We start from the raw sequence: 18948 nt of genomic DNA on the forward strand, positions 1-18948 counted from the left end.
GACCTTGACAACCCGGCTGAGCTGCCATCAACTGATCGGATGACCGAGCCGGCCGTTGACTCCCCCGCCCCGCACTCCTCCCCCCGGGGGCTGGATCTGGACCGGCTCTCCGCGTACCTGGCGACACACCGGCCCGAGCTGGCCGGTGGGGACCTGTCGGCCCGGCTCATCGCCGGCGGCAAGTCCAACCTGACGTACCTGCTGCGCGCCGGCGGGCACGAGGTGGTGCTGCGCCGCCCGCCGCTCGGGCACGTGCTGGCCACCGCCCACGACATGGCCCGGGAGTTCCGGGTGATCTCGGCGCTCGCCCCCACCGGCGTGCCGGTGCCGGCGGCGCTGCTGCTCTGCGCGGACCCGGACGTCGTCGGAGCGCCGTTCTACCTGATGGAACGCGTGCACGGCGAGGTGTTCCGGACCCGCGCGCAGACCGACCCGCTCACCGCCGGCCAGCGGCGTGAGCTGGCGATGGCGATGATGGACACCCTCGCCGCCCTGCACACCGTCGACCCGGCGGCCGTCGGGCTGGCCGACTTCGGGCGTCCGGAGGGCTACCTGGCCCGGCAGGTCCGTCGCTGGTCCGGGCAGCTCGACCGGTCGCGCAGCCGGCCGCTGCCCGGCGTCGACGAGCTGCGCGACCGGCTCGCCGCGACCGCCCCCGAGGGGGCCAACGCCGGCCGGATCGTGCACGGTGACTACCGGCTCGACAACCTGCTCGCCACCGTGGCCCCGGTCGGCGTCCGCGCCGTGCTCGACTGGGAGATGGCCACCCTCGGCGACCCCCTGGCCGACCTGGGCCTGCTGCTGACGTACTGGGACGTGCTCGGCGACAGTGACGCCGCCGAGGGCAACCCGGTCGCGGACGGGCTGGGCCCCCGCGCCGGCTTCCCCACCGGGGCGGAGCTGATCGACCGGTACGCCGGCCGCAGCGACGTCGACGTCGGCCCGCTGCACTGGCACGTGGCGCTCGGGTGCTTCAAGCTCGCGGTGATCTGCGAGGGCATCCACTACCGGCACACGAAGGGCCAGACCCTCGGCGAGGGCTTCGACCGGATCGGCGATCTGGTGAGCCCTCTGGTGACCCACGGCCTGACCGCGGTGGAGAAGAGGTAAGGCCGCCCACCCCGGTCAGGCGCTGGCGCGCTCGACCAGTTGGGTGTCCAGGAGGATGTGGGGGGACGAGAGGTCCTCGCCGCGGATGCGGGACACCAGCAGGCGGGCCATCTGGCGGCCCATCTCCTCGACCGGCTGGAAGACCGTGGTCAGCGGCGGGTCGGCCTGCCGGGCGATCGGGGCGTCGTCGAAACCGACCACGGCGACGTCCTCGGGCACCCGCCGGCCGGCCTCCCGGAGCGTACGCAGCGCCCCGAACGCCATCAGGTCGGAGGCGACGAAGACCGCGTCCAGGTCGGGGCACACCTCCAGCAGCCGGCGCATGGCGGCCGCCCCGCTGCCCTCGCTGAAGTCCCCGTACGCGATCAGGTCCGGGTTGACACCGCCCAGCGCGGCCGTGACGGCCTCCCGGTAGCCGGTCAGCCGGGCCAGGCCGGCACCCATGTCCTGGGGGCCGGCGATGGTGGCGATCCGCCGCCGCCCCCGCGCGGCGAGGTGCTCGACCGCCTGCCGGGCGCCGCCGACGTTGTCGACGTCGACGAACCAGGCGGGCTGCGCGCCGGGTTGCAGCATCCGCGCCGGCCGGCCGCCGAGCACGGCCGGCAGGCCCCGCTCCTCCAGCAGCGTGGGCAGCGGGTCGGCGTCGTGCAACGACAGCAGCAGGACGCCGTCGACGTGCTGGTTGGTCAGGTGGTGTTCGACCCGCTCCCGCTCGATCGGGGACTGGACCATGGCGAGCCACAGTTGCAGCGGGGTCTCCAGCAGGCCGGAGCTGACACCCCGGACGATGCCGGCGAAGAACGGCTCGGTGAAGACCCGGTCGCCGGACTCCGACACGACCAGGGCCACCGAGTCGGTGCGCTGGGTGACCAGCGCTCGCGCGGCCCGGTTCGGCACGTACCCCAGCTCGGCGATGGCCTGCTGCACCGCGGCCCGGGCCTCCGGGCTCACCTGCGGTGAGCCGTTGACGACACGGGAGACCGTGCCGCGCCCGACACCGGCGCGCGCGGCCACCGCGTCGAGGGTCGGGCGCCCGAGGGACCGGGTGCGCTGCGTTGTCATCGTCTGCTCCTCCGACGTCGGGAGGTCCCGGTGCCGCCACAGGGGTGGCACCGGGACCGCCCGGATGGCTGGCCCGAGCCTATTGTGCGGCCAGACCGTTGCGTCGGATCACCTCGGCGTACCACCTGGCGCTGGACTTGGGGATGCGGACCTGGCTGTCGTAGTCGACGTAGATCATGCCGAACCGCTTGGTGTAGCCCCAGGCCCACTCGAAATTATCCATGAGTGACCAGGCGAAGTAGCCCCGCAGCGGGACGCCCGCGCTGATCGCCTCGTGGGCGGCGCGCAGGTGGGCGTCGAAGTACGCGAGCCGGTCGACGTCGTCCACCTCCCCGTCGACCACCGCGTCGACGAACGCCGAGCCGTTCTCCGTGACGTACAGCGGCAGGTCGGTGTACTCCTCGTGCACCCGACGCAGGGTCTCCACCAGCCCGGGGGCGTCGATCTCCCAGTCCATGTCGGTGACCGGGACGCCCCGGGTGACGAAGCGGACGTCCTCGCTTCCCGGCCAGCAGGACGGTGCCCGCCAGTACGCCTCCGGCGCCGCCCCCTCGACCGGCGCCGCCACGACGTGCCGGCTGTAGTAGTTGACCCCGACCAGGTCCAGCGGGGCGGCGATGGTGGCGAGGTCACCCTCGCGGACGTGCCCGAAGTCGGTGACCGGCGCGAGGTCGGCCATCAGGTCCGCCGGGTACGACCCACGCAGCAGCGGGTCGAGGAAGAACCGGTTGGCCAGCGCGTCGATCCGCCGCGCGGCGTCCGCGTCGGCGGGCGAGTCGGTGGCCGGGGTGACCGGGTACAGGTTGACCGTCACCCCGACCTCGGCGTCCGGCCGGGCGGCCCGCAGCGCCCGCACCGCGAGGCCGTGGCCGAGCATCAGGTGGTGCCCGGCCCGGACGGCGTCACCCGGGTCGGAGCGGCCCGGCGCGTGAACGCCGGACCCGTAGCCGAGGAACGCCGAGCACCACGGCTCGTTGAGTGTGGTCCAGTAGCGCACCCGGTCGCCGAGCGCGTCCGCGACCAGGGCGGTGTAGTCGGCGAACCGGGCGGCGGTGTCCCGCGCCGGCCAGCCGCCCGCGTCCTCCAGCGGCTGCGGCAGGTCCCAGTGGTAGAGGGTCAGCCAGGGTTCGATGCCGTTCGCCAGCAGCGCGTCCACCAGCCGCCGGTAGAAGTCGAGGCCCTCCGGGTTGGCCGGCCCGCTGCCGCCGGGCTGCACCCGGGACCAGGAGACCGAGAACCGGTACGACTTCAGCCCCAGCTCGGCCATCAGTGCGATGTCGGAGTCGAGCCGGTGGTAGTGGTCGCAGGCCACGTCGCCGGTGTGCCCGCCGACCACGCGGCCGGGGGTGTGGCTGAAGGTGTCCCAGATCGACAGCGTCCGGCCCCCCTCGGCCGCCGCGCCCTCGATCTGGTACGCCGCGGTGGCGGCGCCCCAGAGGAAGCCGGGCGGGAAGGTCAGCGGTGGGCGCTCGGCCAGGACGCCGACGGCGGGTGGGCTCGCGGGGTTGCTCACGACTTGACGGCACCTTCCATGATCCCGCCAATGATCTGGCGGCCGAACAGGACGAAGACGACCACCAGCGGAATCGTCCCGACCGCCGTGGCGGCGAAGACCTGCGAGTAGTCGGTGTAGTAGGCGTACGAGAGGAAGGCCAGCGAGACCTGGAGGGTGGGGTTCTCCGGCGGCAGCACCGCGTACGGCCACAGGAACGAGTTCCAGGTCTCCATGAAGGTCAGCAGGCCGAGCACGGCCGCCGCCGGGCGCAGCGCGGGCAGCACGATGTTCCAGTAGATGCGGAACGTGCTCGCCCCGTCGACCCGGCCGGCCTCGATCAGCTCGTCGGAGACCGCCTGGGTGGCGTACTGGCGCATCATGAACACCCCGAACGCGCTGACCAGGAAGGGCACGGTCACCGCGTACAGGGTGCCGTACCAGTTCAGGTCCTGGATCATGCCCCACAGCGGGATGAGCCCGAGCTGGGTGGGGATCATCATGGTCACGATGATCGCCAGCAGCAGGGCGTTGCGTCCACGGAAGCGCAGCTTGGCGAAGGCGAAGCCGGCGAGCGAGCCGGTGATGACCACGCTGAGGGTCACCACCGACGAGACGATCACCGAGTTGAGCAGGCCGGTGAGGAAGTTCGCCGCGTCGTTGTCGAGCACCCGGCCGAAGTTGTCGCCGAACGCGCCGCCGGGCGTGAAGGGCGGGGGCACGTCGTTGATGGAGTCCAGGCTGCGGGTGGCGATGACCACCATGTAGTAGAAGGGGTAGATGGAGAGCAGGGTCGCGAGGACGAGCGCCACGTAGGTGAGCGGGCTGGTGCGCCACAGGCGCCGGGAGGCAGAGTTCATGGCCGGGGTCCTCACTTCACCGTACGCCGGACGAGCAGGAAGTTGACCAGCGACATCAGCGCGATCATCAGGAACATCGCCCAGGCGACGGCGGCGCCGTAGCCGGCGGTGTTCAGGTTCTCGATGCCCAGCTCGTACATGTACATCGCGAGGGTCTGGAACTCGCGCTGGTCGCCGCCGATGATGTTGCCGTTGGCGAAGACGAGGGGCTCGGTGAACAGTTGGAGCCCGCCGATGGTGGACAGGATGACCACGAACACGAAGGTCGGCGTCAGCATGGGCAGGGTGATGCGCCAGAACTGTCGCCACTGGCTGGCGCCGTCGAGCGCCGCCGCCTCGTAGAGCTCCCGCGGGATGGCCTGCATGCCGGCGAGGAGGATCAGGGTGTTGTAGCCGGTCCACCGCCAGTTGACCATCGACGCGATCGCGCTCCACGAGCTCCAGCGCTCGGCGTCCCAGTCGACCGGGTCGACGCCGACGAATCCGAGCAGCCAGTTGAAGACGCCGAAGTCACGCTGGAAGAGCATGCCGAAGACGATCGCCACCGCGGCCACGGAGACCACGTTCGGCATGAAGATCGCCATGCGGAACAGCGTCCGGGCGCGCAGGAAGGTCCGGTTGAGCAGGTTCGCGAGGAAGAGCGCGAGCAGCAGCTGCGGGACCGTCGAGAGCAGGAAGATGCCGAACGTGTTGAACGTGGCGTTCCAGAAGTACTCGTCGGTGACCAGCTTCGTGTAGTTGTCGAACCCGATGAAGGTGTGGTCGCCGATGAGGTTCCAGTCGTGCAGCGACATCCAGGCCGTTCGCAGCATCGGGTAGAGCCCGAAGATGCCGAAGATCACGAAGAACGGCGCGATGTAGAGGTACGGGGAGAACCTGAGGTCCAGGCGGGTCAACGACGACGAGCGGGACCGGTGCCGCCGGGATGGCGGAGGTGTTGGCGCTGCGGGTGACGGCGGCGCCGTCGTGGCCGACAGACTCATTCTCAGTCCTTTCCCGCCCGGCGCGCGGGCCGGCGCGCCGGCGGTGGTACGGGGAACGGACGCCGCCGGTGGCGCCCGGGCGCGGGTGCCCGGACGCCACCGTCGCGACGTGCTGGGGTCAGAAGGCGCCCTGCGTCTGGGCGTCCTTCACGAACTGCTCCCAGGCCTTGTCCTTGCTGGCCTGCCCGTTCTCGTACGATCGCAGCGCGGGCTCGAAGGCGTTCTCCTTCACCGCCTGGTGCTTCGGACCGAGGTGCAGCGGCTGGATCTTGGCGACGCTGTCACCGAAGATCTTGCCGGTGGGGGCGTTGTTGAAGTACTCGTTGGTGTAGCTCAGGAAGTCCGGGTTCTTCAGCGCCTCGAGGTTGGTCGGCAGCGGGCCCTTGAGCTTGAACGCGGCGACCTGGCTCTGCGCGTTGGTCAGGTACTCGGCGAGCTTCGCCGCCTCCTTCTGGTACTTGCTCTGCTCCGGGACGGCGAGCCACGAACCACCCCAGTTGCCGGCGCCGCCGGGCACCGGGGCGACGTCCCACTTGCCCTTGTTCTCCGCGCCGGAGTTGTCCGCGACGATGCCGAGCATCCAGGACGGGCAGAAGGTGGCCGCGAAGGTGCCCTGCTTGAAGCCGGCCGACCACTCCGGCGACCAGGTCGCCGTCTCGGCGGTGATGTTCGCGTCCGCCATGGCGATCGCGGTGTCCCAGGCGGCCTTCACGGACGCGCTCTTGTCGGCGACGATGGTGTCCTGCTTGTCGTAGAACAGGTCGCCGCCCTGCTGGAACATCACCGCGCTGGCGGCGGTGGTGACCGAGTCGAGCATGCCCTTGTTGGTGGCGGTCCGGTACTTCTTGCCGGTCTCGATGAAGCCGTTCCAGTCGGGCCACAGCGCGGCGACCTGGTCGCGCTCGGTCGGCAGTCCGGCGGCCTGGAAGAGGTCCCGGCGGTAGCAGACCGCGAGGCTGCCGACGTCGGTGGGCAGGCCGATCAGCCGGCCGTCCGGCGCCTTGCCCAGCTCGTACTTCCAGGGCAGGTAGTCCTTGCTGTGGTCGGCGACCAGCGGTGCGAGGTCGACCCAGTTCGCCGGGTTGGACTTGAACTCGTTGAGGATGCCCTCTTCGAGGGCGATCACGTCGGCGGCGCCCTTGCGGGTGGCGAGGGCGCGGACGATCTTCGGCCGGTACTCGTTGAGCTGGGCGGTCTTGCGCAGCTCGACCTTGATGCCGGTGTCCTTCTCGTACTGCTTGATGATCTCGTCGTAGCCGAACTCGCCGAACGTGTCGACGACCAGCTTGTCGGGCTTCTCGCCGGCTGCCGGGGCGTCGTCGTCGGTGCCGCAGGCCGCGAGCCCGCCGACGGCGGTGATCGCGGCAAGGGCGACGGCCGCCAGGCGGGTACGCCGCGTGGTGAGGCTCATCCTGACCCCTCTTCTCGGTGGTGAGGCTGTGTCGGGTGTGGTGGGGGGTGCGGTACCGGCGCCGTCGGGGCGGCGACGGTTTCCCGGGCGCGGACGCGGGTGAGCCGGGTCACGCGTCTGGGAACGCTCCCATGAGATTGCCGGCACGTGTCGGGGGTGTCAATAGACCTATGGGAGCGTTCCCAGATCGTTACCGGCAGGAGATTTGTGGCGGCAGGGCGACGCGGTGACCTGCGCCGAGGCGATTCAGTAGGCGCTACAGCAGGTGGCCGGCGGCGGCCGCGGTGCGGAGGAGCGGGGGACGGAAACGGTTCAGCAGAACCGGCGCAGGAGCGTGCCCACCCGGGCGGCGTCGAAGGCCCCGGGGTCGAACCTGTCCCCCACCCAGTCGCGCATCAGGTGGTGCTCGGCGTGCCCCGGGTCGGCCAACGCGGCGAGCAGCGCCTGGTAGCCGGCCGGACCGCCGACGTCCTCCGGCGGGCAGGCCCGCCCGCCGTCGAGACAGGCGGGGTAGCGCTCCTCCGGGTCGGCGGTGAAGACGTCCTCGACCAGCAGGTCGTGCTCCCACCAGTCGCCGAAGTCGTACGTGTAGTGGAACCGGCTGCCCTTGCCGACCACACCGTCGAGGCGCACGTCCAACTCGTCGTGCAGGGACAACTCCCCGTCCGGGTCGGGCTCCCCGTACTGCCGGCCGTCGATCTCGAACGAGTGCAGGTGGCAGTCCCGCCACCCCATCGCATGCTGCACCACGCGGTGCACCCGGTCGAGGGTGTACCCGCCGGGGACGAGCACCCGGCGCCAGACCGGCGGCCGGACCCCGGTCAGGGAAATCCTCAGCTGGAAGATCTGACGCGGCATGCTGTCCCATCCTCCCTCGGCATAGGCTGCGGGCATGATCTGCCGAGCGTGCCGGGCGAGGCGGCACGACGACTGTCGGGGCCGGAACTGGTGCGACTGCCAGCACCGTACCCCCCGGCCCACCCCTCCGGTCACGGGTCCGGCCAGCGAATGAGCATCGGAACGCCGATTTCCGCGCTCTGGCCGGAGCCGTCCGCGGACCCGCTGGACGACGCCGCCATCGCCGCCCGCTACGGCCGCGCCGACCACCCCCACCTACGGGTGAACTTCGTGTCCAGCGTCGACGGCGCGGTCGCCGTCGACGGCTACTCGGCCGGCCTCTCCGGCGAGCCGGACAAGCGGGTCTTCGGCCTGCTGCGAATGCTCTGCGACGGGCTCCTGGTCGCCGCCGGCACGCTGCGCCACGAGGGGTACCGGGCGGTCCGCCTCGACGAGCGGCGGCGCGCCTGGCGCCGCGCGCACGGCCTCGCCGAGTACCCCACGCTCGTCGTCGTCTCCGGCTCACTCGACCTCGATCCGGGCCAGAAGGCCTTCGCCGACGCGCCGGTCCGCCCGGTCGTGCTCACCCGCGCCGGCGCGACCGCTCCGCCCGGCCTGGCCGACGTGGCCGACCTCGTCCCGTGCGGCGACGAGCGGGTGGACCTCGTCGCGGGCCTGGCCGAGCTGCGGCGGCGCGGGCTCGACCAGCTGCTCTGCGAGGGCGGGCCGCACCTGTTCGGCGCGCTCACCGCGGCCGACCTGGTCGACGAGGTCTGCCTGACGGTCGCGCCGCTGCTCGCCGGCCCGGGACCGGGGCGGATCACCGCGGGCGAGGCGAGCCCGGTCCGGCACCTGCCGCTGCGGCACGTGCTCGCCGCCGCCGACGGCGTGCTGATGTTGCGCTACGCCCGCTGACCTGCACCACGCCCTCGTAGCCTGGGCGCATGGACCTGCACCGGGTGCGCTCCCGCCAGGCCGAGAAAGACGCCAGGCACCGCGGCGTGCTGCTCGCCAGCGGGCTGCTGGTGGGGTCGGGAGTCATCGACGCCGTGGCGGCCTACGCCGACACGTCGTCCGACCGGTTCGTGGTCGTGACGGAGGGCGGCCTGCACCTGCTCGACCTCACCGGCTGGAATTGGTTGCTCGTCGGCGTCGCCGTCGCCGTTGCCGTCGCCGGCATCTTCGTCATGGCCGGGCGGCGCTGGACCTCGGCGGTCGGCCTGGCCGCTGCGCTGCTGGCCCTCGGCCTCGACCTCGCCTTCTTTCCCTACGCCCCGCTACACGTCATCCTGGTCGCCGGCCTCAACATCGCGGCGGCCCGGCTGCTGCTCCGGCACCTCATGTCGCGCCGCTCGCCCCGCTGACCGGTCCCGGAACCCGCCGCCGGCGGGCGGGTCCGCCCGGATCCGGTGCCGCCAGTCCCGGACGCCCACGCCACCGGTCACCGGGCCTCACAGATCCGACCGGTGAAGGCGGGATCAGCCTCCCGCCCCGCCGCCCAGACCGGGTTGAGCCGCAGGGCCAGCGGCGGCGGCTGCCAGGCCGCACCGAGCCGTTGGAGCAGCGCGTACTCCACCTGCGCCCGCTGCACCGGCTCACCGGAGAGGAAGTTGAGCACCCGGTCCGCGACGGAGGCCCTGTTCAGCAGCCCGCCGTGCAGCGCAGGCAACTCGTAGACGGGGATCCGGGCGTACTCGCCGGGGGGTGCCTCGATCGCGCTGACCGTCGGTAGGAAGGCCACCATCCGCACCCCCGCCACCGGGCAGAGCGTGCGGTTGCGGTAGAAGGGGGCGTCCGCCAGCAGCGAGCGGATGAAGGGCTGGTCCGGCTCCTCTTCCGACACGTCGGTGAGGCTCCACCACGCCAGCAGCGCCCGCAGTTCCCAACCGGCGGCGACGCCCCACCCGCGCCGGATCTGCGGGGGCGGGTAGTACGTCCGGCCGGGCATCACCAGCGGGCTGAACAGCAGCACCGCCTCTACCTCGGTCGTCGGCCACCGCTCAAGGTAGGTTCGGGCCACCATGGCCCCCTCGCTGTGCCCGAGCAGGGCCACCGGGCGGTTGGTACGCCGGTGCAGGGACTCGACGTGCTCCGCCAGCCGGGCCGCACTCTCGCCCAACGAGATGTGGGTGTCGACGGCCGTGTACGGCACCGGCCGGCCCTGCTCGTCCAGCCCCCGGTAGGAGAACCGCTCCACTCGGGGATCCGCGGCCGGTTCGCCGTCGAAGTCGGAGTCGTGCCCCGCGATGGCGATCACCGCGTACGGGACGGTGTCCGGCAGCGGCTCAGCGATGATCGGCGGCCGCCACCCCGCCTGACCGCCGTGGAAGTACCCGGCCACGGGCTGCACCGCCGGGAGGGCGAGCAGGGTGAACACGACCATCAGCGGTGCCACCGGCACGAGCCGCCAGCGTGCCGGGCCGGACGCCACGGCGACCGCGACGCTCTGCCGCCAGAGCAGTCCGTTGACCGCGCCGGCGACGGCGGCGAGCGGGACACCCCACCAGAGGGGCGCCGACGCCAGCAACGCTCCGGTGAAGGTGAGGACGGTGAAGTTGAGCCAGGCCCAGCCGACCAGCCCGATCCTCGGCAGGCCACGCCACCAGTCAGGGACCACCCCGGCCCGCAGCAGGAACGGGGCGAGGAGCAGCATCGGCAGCACGGAGGCGACCAGGTACCAGGACAGCGCGGTCGTCGCGAAGGCCATCGACAGGGCCACCCACGGCGAGAGGATCACCGCGGCCAGCGTGGCGACCCAGATGTTGCGCCGAATGAGCCAGTGCCGCGACGGGCGCGGCGTCCCGGCCGGCCAGGCCAGGGCGGCCAACCCCGCCGAAAGGACCCCGCGCAGCGCCGAGATCGCCACGAACGCGAGGATGAATCCGGGAATCGTACGGTGGTAGACGAACAGCCAGCGCAGTTCGTGATACGTGCCGTACGGCCAGACGGCGGTGACCTGCGGCGACAGGCCCCGAACCGCCTGGAACCCGAGCACGGCGAACACCGCCGCCTCCACCATCGGCAGGATCGCCGCCATGGCGAGCAGCACCGCAAGCCGGCCGCGGGGCGTCCGGAGCGCCCCTTCCCGAACAGCCATCCGTAGCAGAATCGCCTGGCATCACCCACGGTGGTGACACAATCGAACAATGTCACCCGCCCGGTGGCTGCTGGTGCGACAGTTCCGCGCCCGGTGACGCCGGCCGCCACCGCTCCCGTGGTCACCGGCCCTCGCAGATCCGGCCGGTGATGGCCGGATCCGCCTCCCGGTTGGCCGACCAGACCGGGTTCAGCCCGATCAGGAGCGGGGGAGCCTGCCAGGCGGCGCCGAGCCGCTGCAGGACGTCGTATTCGCGCCGGGGCTGGTCGATCGATCGCCGGCGAGGAAGTCGACCGCCCGATCGTGCACCGCCGGGCGGCCCAGCAGGCCGCCGTGGAAGGCGGGCGCCAGGTAGACCGGGACGCGGGCGTACTCGCCGGGGGGCGCCTCGATCGCGCTGACCGTCGGCAGGACCACCATCGGCGGCACCGTGGCGAGCACGAACAGCCAGATCAGCCGGCGACGCCTGGACTCCAACGGCCGCTCCCACCCTCGTTCGGCGTACGTGCGGGATCCCCCGGAGCCGTCCCGCTGCGAGACCGATCAGCCAACATCGCCGACACGGTGTGTTCGAGCACGAGCGCAGCGAGCGAGCGACGCGGCGAAGCCGGGTGGCGTCCGCCGCGTCGCGTGGCGGCCTGTCGTACGTCTCGGGCAGGATGCAGGGCGTGCGTGCCGACCTCCAACCTCAGCCCCGCGGAGTTGCCCGATGACCGACGACGGTTCCGACGGCCCGGGCGAGGCGGTCGGCCGGGTGCTCGGCACCGCCGACGCGACGCCGCTGCAGTTCTGGACGGCGGTCTCGCCCACCAGCTATCTCCAGCTCGACGACGTCGTGGTGACCCGGCGCGAGCTGCCGGACCGGGAGCCGGTGACGATCGCCGGGGTGGTCACCCAGGTGCGGGCCCGGCACGAGGGCGCCCAGTTCGACTCCGACGTCTTCGCGATCGCCGACGGCACCCTGCCCGCGCAGGTGCAGGAGGCCGCCGAGATCACGACCACCCGGGTCGACCCGGAGCTGTACGTGCCGCCGTCGCCCGGCGCGGTCGTGCACCGCGCCGAGGGTGACGCCCGGGCGCGGGCGCTGCACTTCGACCGGATGGAGCGCCGCATCCCGATGGGCATGGGCCGCGACGGGGTGCCGGTCTACCTCAACGCCGACTTCCTCGACGGCACGCGCGGCGCGCACGTCTCGATCTCCGGCATCTCCGGCGTCGCCACCAAGACCAGCTTCGCCACCTTCCTGCTCTACTCGGTGTTCCGCTCCGGGGTGCTCGGCGGCGACGCGGTCAACGCCAAGGCGCTCATCTTCAACGTCAAGGGCGAGGACCTGCTGTTCCTCGACCACCCCAACACCCGGCTGGACGACCCGACCCGGGCGGCGTACGCGCAGCTCGGGCTGACCGCCGGCGCCTTCCCCGACGTGCGCGTGTACGCGCCGCCCCGGGTCGGCGACTCCTCCGGCACGCCGGACGTGAGCAGCCGGCTCAGCGGGGTGGACAGCTTCTACTGGACGCTCACCGAGTTCTGCGCCGACCGCCTCCTGCCGTACGTGTTCGCCGACGCCGACGACGAACGCCAGCAGTACACGATGGTGGTGCACTCGGTCGCCGCCCACCTGGCCCGGTACGCGCAGCCCGCCGACGGCGGCGTGAGCATCGACGGGGTGCGCCTCGGCACGTACGCCGACCTGGTGGACCACGTCGTCGAGCAGCTCAACGACGACGAGACCCGGGGCGACTGGGCGGGCAGCGCGGTCGGCCTCGGCACCGTCAACGCGTTCGCGCGGCGGCTCATCGGCAGCAAGAAGGACCTGTCCCGGCTGATCAGGGGCGACCTCGCCACCCGGCGCCCGCACAGCATCAACACGGCGGAGTCGGCGCAGGTGACCGTCGTCGACCTGCACAACCTGCCGGACCGGGCGCAGCGGTTCGTGGTCGGCGTGACGCTCAAGAGCGAGTTCGAGCGCAAGGAGAAGGCCGGCACCGCCAAGCCGTTGCTCTTCGTCGTGCTCGACGAGCTGAACAAGTACGCCCCCCGGGAGGGGTCCTCCCCGATCAAGGAGGTCCTGCTCGACATCGCCGAGCGGGGGCGGTCGCTCGGCGTGATCCTGGTCGGGGCCCAGCAGACGGCGAGCGAGGTGGAGCGCCGCATCGTCACCAACTCGGCGATCCGCGTGGTCGGCCGGCTCGACCCGGCCGAGGCGTCCCGCCCGGAGTACGGTTTCCTCCCGCCGGCCCAACGGCAGCGGGCCCTGCTCGCGAAGCCGGGCACGATGTTCGTCAACCAGCCCGACATCCCGGTGCCGCTCTGCCTGGAGTTCCCGTTCCCCGCGTGGGCGACGCGCGTCTCCGAGGCGGGCCGGGCGCCCTCGCAGACACTCCGGTCGATCACCCAGTCGGCCGACCCGTTCGCGGTGGTCGGCTCGGGCGGCGGCTCCGGCGACGACGACATCCCGTTCTGAGGTGGTCCACCGGTGAAGATCCTGCACACCTCCGACTGGCACGTCGGCAAGGTCCTCAAGGGAAGGTCCCGCGCCGAGGAGCACAAGGCCGTCCTCGCCGGGGTGATCGACGTCGCCCGGCGGGAACAGCCCGACTTGGTGATCGTCGCCGGGGACCTGTACGACACCGCCGCGCCCACTCCGGAGGCGACGCGGCTGGTCACCCGCGCGCTGACCGCGCTGCGCCGCACCGGCGCCGACGTCGTCGCGATCGGCGGCAACCACGACAACGGCCCGGCGCTGGACGCGCTGCGCCCGTGGGCGGAAGCCGCCGGGATCAGCCTGCGCGGCGGCGTCCGGGAGAATCCGGACGAGCACGTCGTCGACGGGACGACCGCGGGCGGCGAGCGCTGGCGGCTGGCCGCGTTGCCGTTCCTCTCCCAGCGGTACGCGATCCGCGCCGTCGAGATGTACGAGCTGACCGCCGCGGAGGCCACCCAGACGTACGCCGACCACCTCGGCCGGATCATCGCCCGGTTGACCGAGGGCTTCACCGAGCCGGACCGGGTGCACCTGGTCACCGCCCACCTGACTGTGGTCGGGGCGGCGACCGGCGGCGGCGAGCGGGACGCGCACACCGTCATGGGGTACGCCGTTCCGGCGACGGTCTTTCCCGGCACGGCGCACTACGTGGCGCTCGGCCACCTGCACCGGTCGCAGCGGGTGCAGGGCCCGTGCCCGATCCGCTACAGCGGCAGCCCCCTCGCCGTCGACTTCGGCGAGCAGGAGAACGTCCCGTCGGTGACGGTGGTCGAGGTGACCGCGACGACGGCGGCGCAGATTCGCGAGGTGCCGATCCCGGCCGCCGCCGCCCTGCGGACGGTCCGCGGCACTCTCGCCCAGCTCGCCGAGATCGAGGCGCCGGACGCCTGGCTGCGGGTCTACGTCCGGGAGCAGCCCCGCGCCGGCCTGCGGGAGGAGGTACAGGAACTGCTTCCCCGCGCCCTGGAGATCCGGATCGACCCGGAGCTGGTGCCCGCACCGGGCAGCGGCACCCGGGTCGCCCAGCGGGCCGGCCGGTCCCCGCGGGACCTGTTCGCCGACTACCTGGACAGCCGCGGCCACGACGACGAGGGCGTCCGGGACCTCTTCGACGAACTGTTCGAGGAGGTCGAGAGCTGATGCGGCCGATGCGACTGGACCTGGCCGGGTTCACCGTCTTCCGCGACGAGACGACGATCGACTTCACCGATGCCGACTTCTTCGCCCTGGTCGGGCCGACCGGCTCGGGCAAGTCGACGGTGCTCGACGCGATCTGCTTCGCGCTGTACGGCACCGTGCCCCGGTGGGGCGGCACCCGGGGCCTGGCGAACGCGCTCGCCCCGTCGGCGACGGAGGCGCGGGTCCGGCTGGTCTTCGAGTCCGGGGGCGACCGGTACGTGGCGACCCGCGTGGTGCGCCGCGACAGCCGGGGCAACGTGAAGACTGCGGGCGCGGGGCTCCAGCTCATGCCGCCGGGCTTCGACCCGGTGAAGCTGGACACCGGCCTCAGCCCGGACGACCTCGGCGAGGTGCTGGCCGGCACCGCCGCCGAGATGGACGACGCGGTGCTGACGGCGGTCGGGCTGCCGTACGAGCAGTTCACCAGCTGCGTGGTGCTGCCGCAGGGGCAGTTCGCCGACTTCCTGCACGCGAAGCCGGCGACCCGGCAGCAGATCCTGGTCAACCTGCTGGGCCTCGGCGTCTACGAGGAGGTACGCGACAAGGCGACCGCCCGGGCCGCCCAGGCGGAGGCGAAGTTCGAGGCGGTCGACCAGGCCCTCGCGGGGCTGGCGGACGCCGACGACGCCACGCTCGCCGAGGCGTCCGCCCGGGTGGACCGGATGCGGGAGCTGACCGGCGCGGTGACGGAGGCCGTACCCGAGCGGGAGGCCGCCCGCGCCGGGGCGCGGGCGGCGGGAACGGCGCTGGCCGCCCTCGACGCCGACCTGGCCGTGCTCGACGCCGTGGCCGCACCGGACGGGATGGCCGAGCTCGCCCGGGCCGTCGCCGCCGCACGGTCGGGCGCCGACGAGGCGGCCCAGGTGGTGGCCCTCGCCGAGGAGCGGGAGGAGAAGCTCCGCGGCGAGCTGGCCGCCGCCGGCGACGAGAGCGCGCTGCGCCTGCTGCTGAAGGCGTACGCGGATCGGGACAAGCTGGCCGGCGAGGCGGACGCGGTCCGGGCGGCGGTGGCCGCGGCGCACGGCGAGCACGAGGCCGCCGCGGCCGCGCTGGCGGCGGCACGGGTGGCGGCCGAGCGGGCGGAGGCCGACCTGGAGGCGGCGTTCCGGGCGCACGAGGAGGCGAAGGCGACCGACCAGGCGGTGGCCCTGCGCGCGCACCTGCGTGACGGTGCCGCCTGCCCGGTCTGCGAGCAGACGGTGGCCCGGGTGCCGGCGGTGCCGCCGGGTTCGGCGGTGGCGGCTGCGGTCGCGGCGGGCAAGGCGGCCCGCGCCGCCAGCGAGGCGGCCAGGGCCGCCGTGACGCAGCGGGACGGCGCCGCCCGCGAGCTGGAGCGGGTGCTGGTGGCGGCGCGGGCCCGGCAGGAGCAGCTCGACGCGCGACTGGCCGAGCTGGACGCCCAGCTCACCGGCGCGGCCGAGCCGGCGGTCCTCCGCCGTGAGCTGGACGAGCACGCGCGGCTGCGCCGGGCGCTGGAGGAGTCGGCGGCGGCCGTACGCGCCGGCCGGGACGCCGCGCGCCGGGCACGGGCCGCCGTGGACGCGGCCGAGGAGCGCCTGCGGACGGCGTGGCGGGCGTTCGACGCGACGCGCGACGGGCTCGCCCGCTTCGGCCCGCCCGCCGCCGACCGGGACGACCTGGCGGCCGCCTGGGCCACCCTCACCGGCTGGGCCGGCGACGAGGCGGAGCGCCGCCGGAGCGAGCGGCCCGGCCGGGTCGCGGCGGTGGCCGAGGCCGAGTCCCGGGTGACCGCCGTCGAGGAGCGGGTCGCCGGGCTGCTCGCCGACGCCGGGGTGCCGGCGGCCGACGACCCGGTCCGGGCCGCCGCGGTCGCCCTGGAACGCGCCGAGGCGGAGCTGCGGGAGCTGACCCGCCGGCGGGAGCAGGCGGGCGAGCTGCGCGAGCAGCGGGCCGGGTACGAGCGGGAGGCTCAGGTGGCCCGCGCGCTCGCCGGGCACCTGCGGGCCAACAACTTCGAGCGGTGGCTGCTCGCCGAGGCGCTCGACCTGCTGGTCGACGGTGCTTCGCGGATCCTGCGGGAACTCTCCGGCGACCAGTACGACCTGGTGCACGACAAGGGCGAGTTCTTCGTGGTCGACCACCACGACGCCGGGCTGCGGCGGGGGGTGCGCACGCTCTCCGGCGGGGAGACGTTCCAGGCCTCGCTGGCGCTGGCGCTGGCCCTGTCCGAGCAGCTCGCCGGCATGTCCACCACGGCGGCGAGCCTCGAGTCGATCGTGTTGGACGAGGGGTTCGGCACGCTCGACGCGGCCACCCTCGACACGGTCGCCGCCACGTTGGAGAATCTCGCCGCCCGGGGCGACCGGATGGTGGGCGTGGTCACCCACGTGCCGGCGCTCGCCGAACGCATCCCGGTCCGCTTCGAGGTCCGCAAGGACGCCCGGTCGGCCCGCGTCGAGCGGACCGGCCGGTGAACGCGGTCGGCGCCGTGCGGGGGCGTCCCGCGTGAGCCGGTTCTTCGTCGACGCCTGGGATCCGGCGTACGGGGCGTCGTTCGAGGCCACCGCTGCGGGCCCGGCCGCGCCGAGCAGCGCCCAGGTCGAGGCGGACCACGAGCTGCCCGCCGTGGACTGGCGGGCGATCGGGCCGCGGCCCGGCGTCCGCCCGCCGGACGTGGTGCTCCTGGTCGACGGGGTACGCCGGATCGACGCCAGCCTGTGGACGGCCGAGGACGACGGCGGGTCGTACCCGGGCCTGGCCGCCTCGTACGCGGCCGGGGTGGTCCGTTGCGACCTGGAGCGCGGCGCGGCGCAGCTCGCCGGCGCGAAGGTCGGGCGGGGCCTGTTCACGGCCAGCCCGTCCGCGGGGGACGTGCGGGCCGGCAGCGTCCACTACCCGGTGCACCGGGTCAGCGGCACCGGCGAGCTGGCCAAGCTGCCGGCCGCGGTGCAGGGGCCGTTGACCGCGCTGGAGGTGGAGGTCTCCGGCGCGGCCCGCGCCGGCGGGGACCTGCTGGTGGTGGACGGCCCGCTGCGCAACCGGCGGCAGTTGCCCCGCACGCTCGGCTACGTGAAGACCCAGCACAGCCAGTACCTGGACGCGCGCCTGACGGCCGTGGTCACGGGGTTGGCGGCCGGCGAGCGGTCCCCGGTGTTCCGGTTGGGCACCGCCTGGGGCGGTTGGTCGTGGTATCTGCGGCTGCCGGTCACCCACGGCGCGCCGTGGGCGGGCATCGTGCGGGTGGAGTGCTCCGCCGACCTCGACGTCGCCGAGGCAGTCGCGCTGGCCGACCTGTCCGTGGTCACCCTCCCCCGCTTCGCGTCCACCCCGTACAAGGACCCGCGCGCCCCGCAGAACCTGGTGCCGATCGCCGGGCTGGAGAAGCAGCTGCGCCGGCTGCTCGGCGACGCCCGGCTGCTGCACCGGGCGCTCACCGCCGCCGCCCGCGCCTCGACGCCCCGACCGCCCGCCGCGCCGCCTCCGGGCGGCCCGCCCGCCCCGTCCCGGCTGCCGGGACCCCGGCCGGCCGTCGCTCACGAGCCCCCGGCGGCCGGCGGACCCGACTGATGGGCCGCAAGCGGGCCACCGACCGGATCGTCGCGGACGTCGACACCGGCCGGGCCGAGCTGGTGCCCGACCCGGCCCGGGCGGGTTCGTGGACGCTGCTGCTCGACGGCGCGCCGCAGTCGCACGTGGACCTCGCGGACCCCACCCACCTGGAGTTCGAGTACGTGCGGCGGCTCGCCGCCGCGATCGACCTGCTCGCCCCGGCCGGCACGCCGCTGCGCGTGCTGCACCTGGGCGGCGGCGCGCTCACCCTGGCCCGGTACGTGTCGACCACCCGCCCCGGCTCGACCCAGCGGGTGGTCGAGGTGGACGGCGCCCTGGTGGACCTGGTCCGCCGGGAGCTGCCCTGGCCGTCCGATCCCCGGCTCCGGGTCCGGGTCGGCGACGCCCGGGCGGTGCTCGCCGGCACCCGCGAGCGCAGCGTCGACGTGGTGGTCGCCGACGTGTTCGCCGGTGCCCGCACTCCGGCCCACCTGACCTCGGTGGAGTACGCGGCCGAGGTGGCCCGGGTGCTCCGGCCGGCCGGCTGGTACCTGGCCAACGTCGCCGACGGGCCGCCGCTGCGGCACGCCCGCCGTCAGGTCGCCACGGTCCGGTCGGTGCTGCCGAGCCTGGCGCTGGTCGGGGACGCGGCCGTGCTGCGGGGCCGCCGCTACGGCAACCTCGTGCTGCTCGCCGGCCGTGCCGACCCGCCGCTGCCGGAGCTGACCCGCCGGGTCGCCGGGGACTGGTTCCCCGGCCGGGTGGTGACCGGCGAGGAGCTGGACCGCTTCGCCGGCGGCGCTCCCGTCGTGCACGACGCCGACGCCACCGACTCGACGCCACCGCCGCCGGGAATTTTCTCGGTCCGCCGTTGATCCGTCCGGCCGCCGGATGCGTACCAACGGACGGCCAGCCCGTGGGG

14 protein-coding genes and 2 pseudogenes are annotated in these 18948 nt (G+C 73.7%); 8 read left to right on the forward strand and 8 right to left on the reverse strand.

Annotation, left to right across the window (positions count from 1 at the left end):
* Positions 1–39: 39 nt before the first annotated feature.
* Positions 40–1110 carry a phosphotransferase family protein gene (locus GKC29_RS26305; RefSeq protein WP_155333364.1) on the forward strand — a complete coding sequence of 357 codons (1071 nt, stop codon included), beginning with the start codon at positions 40–42 and terminating at the stop codon, positions 1108–1110.
* A gap of 15 nt (positions 1111–1125) precedes the next feature.
* Here the strand turns inward: GKC29_RS26305 and GKC29_RS26310 are convergent, their stop codons facing one another.
* The 6 genes from GKC29_RS26310 to GKC29_RS26335 form a co-directional block, all read right to left on the reverse strand.
* Positions 1126–2172 carry a LacI family DNA-binding transcriptional regulator gene (locus GKC29_RS26310; protein WP_155333365.1) on the reverse strand — a complete coding sequence of 349 codons (1047 nt, stop codon included), beginning with the start codon at positions 2170–2172 and terminating at the stop codon, positions 1126–1128.
* A 79-nt stretch (positions 2173–2251) separates the two neighbouring features.
* Positions 2252–3685, reverse strand: a complete 1434-nt coding sequence (locus GKC29_RS26315; protein WP_155333366.1) for a GH1 family beta-glucosidase — start codon at positions 3683–3685, stop codon at positions 2252–2254.
* Positions 3682–4524 carry a carbohydrate ABC transporter permease gene (locus tag GKC29_RS26320; protein WP_155333367.1) on the reverse strand — a complete coding sequence of 281 codons (843 nt, stop codon included), beginning with the start codon at positions 4522–4524 and terminating at the stop codon, positions 3682–3684. The genes GKC29_RS26315 and GKC29_RS26320 overlap by 4 nt, the downstream gene beginning before the upstream one ends.
* 11 nt (positions 4525–4535) lie before the next feature.
* Positions 4536–5507: a carbohydrate ABC transporter permease gene (locus GKC29_RS26325; protein ID WP_155333368.1), complete on the reverse strand. Its 972-nt coding sequence runs from the start codon at positions 5505–5507 to the stop codon at positions 4536–4538.
* A gap of 118 nt (positions 5508–5625) precedes the next feature.
* A complete protein-coding gene (locus GKC29_RS26330) occupies positions 5626–6918 on the reverse strand; it encodes an ABC transporter substrate-binding protein (RefSeq protein ID WP_155333369.1) in 1293 nt (430 codons plus the stop codon).
* A gap of 312 nt (positions 6919–7230) precedes the next feature.
* On the reverse strand, positions 7231–7776 hold the full coding sequence (locus GKC29_RS26335) for a plasmid pRiA4b ORF-3 family protein (protein WP_155333370.1): 546 nt from the start codon (positions 7774–7776) through the stop codon (positions 7231–7233).
* A gap of 150 nt (positions 7777–7926) precedes the next feature.
* Between GKC29_RS26335 and GKC29_RS26340 the strand changes: the two genes are divergently transcribed.
* A complete protein-coding gene (locus GKC29_RS26340) occupies positions 7927–8670 on the forward strand; it encodes a pyrimidine reductase family protein (protein WP_155333371.1) in 744 nt (247 codons plus the stop codon).
* A gap of 29 nt (positions 8671–8699) precedes the next feature.
* Positions 8700–9119 carry a hypothetical protein gene (locus GKC29_RS26345; RefSeq protein WP_155333372.1) on the forward strand — a complete coding sequence of 140 codons (420 nt, stop codon included), beginning with the start codon at positions 8700–8702 and terminating at the stop codon, positions 9117–9119.
* A gap of 77 nt (positions 9120–9196) precedes the next feature.
* Here GKC29_RS26345 and GKC29_RS26350 read toward each other — a convergent pair whose 3' ends face one another.
* The gene (locus GKC29_RS26350) at positions 9197–10852 is read right to left on the reverse strand and encodes a hypothetical protein (RefSeq protein WP_155333373.1); all 1656 of its coding nucleotides are present in this window, start codon (positions 10850–10852) and stop codon (positions 9197–9199) included.
* A gap of 121 nt (positions 10853–10973) precedes the next feature.
* Positions 10974–11263: pseudogene (locus tag GKC29_RS26355) on the reverse strand (hypothetical protein); the annotation flags it as partial.
* 298 nt (positions 11264–11561) lie between these two features.
* Between GKC29_RS26355 and GKC29_RS26360 the strand changes: the two are divergent.
* The 5 genes and pseudogenes from GKC29_RS26360 (at position 11562) to GKC29_RS26380 (ending at position 18901) form a co-directional block, all read left to right on the forward strand.
* The gene (locus GKC29_RS26360) at positions 11562–13316 is read left to right on the forward strand and encodes an ATP-binding protein (RefSeq protein WP_155333375.1); all 1755 of its coding nucleotides are present in this window, start codon (positions 11562–11564) and stop codon (positions 13314–13316) included.
* Positions 13317–13328: 12 nt separating this feature from the next.
* Positions 13329–14477 carry an exonuclease SbcCD subunit D gene (locus GKC29_RS26365; RefSeq protein ID WP_155333376.1) on the forward strand — a complete coding sequence of 383 codons (1149 nt, stop codon included), beginning with the start codon at positions 13329–13331 and terminating at the stop codon, positions 14475–14477.
* Positions 14477–16951 (forward strand): AAA family ATPase, encoded by a 2475-nt coding sequence (locus GKC29_RS26370; RefSeq protein WP_155333377.1) that lies wholly within the window; start codon positions 14477–14479, stop codon positions 16949–16951. Before GKC29_RS26365 ends, GKC29_RS26370 begins: the two co-directional genes overlap by 1 nt.
* Before the next feature lie 31 nt (positions 16952–16982).
* Positions 16983–17966, forward strand: a pseudogene (locus GKC29_RS26375) (hypothetical protein); the annotation flags it as partial.
* Positions 17967–18043: 77 nt separating this feature from the next.
* Positions 18044–18901 (forward strand): spermidine synthase, encoded by an 858-nt coding sequence (locus tag GKC29_RS26380; protein WP_155333378.1) that lies wholly within the window; start codon positions 18044–18046, stop codon positions 18899–18901.
* Positions 18902–18948 lie beyond the last annotated feature (47 nt).

Source organism: Micromonospora sp. WMMC415 (genome assembly GCF_009707425.1).
GTDB lineage: Bacteria > Actinomycetota > Actinomycetes > Mycobacteriales > Micromonosporaceae > Micromonospora.